Here is a 230-nt window from a genome sequence, read left to right on the forward strand (position 1 = left end):
AAAGAAAGCGTAATAGCTCACTAGTCGAGTCGGCCTGCGCGGAAGATGTAACGGGGCTAAAACTATGCACCGAAGCTGCGGCAGCACACTAAGTGTGTTGGGTAGGGGAGCGTTCTGTAAGCCGTAGAAGGTGCACTGTGAGGTGTGCTGGAGGTATCAGAAGTGCGAATGCTGACATAAGTAACGATAAAGCGGGTGAAAAGCCCGCTCGCCGGAAGACCAAGGGTTCC

At 53.5% G+C, this 230-nt stretch carries 1 rRNA gene; it reads left to right on the top strand.

Annotation, left to right across the window (positions count from 1 at the left end):
- Positions 1–230, top strand: a 23S ribosomal RNA gene (locus H3U96_RS11170); the annotation flags it as partial.

The sequence above is a fragment of the Gilliamella sp. M0364 genome (assembly GCF_016100565.1).
In the GTDB taxonomy this organism is placed as follows: domain Bacteria; phylum Pseudomonadota; class Gammaproteobacteria; order Enterobacterales; family Orbaceae; genus Gilliamella; species Gilliamella apis.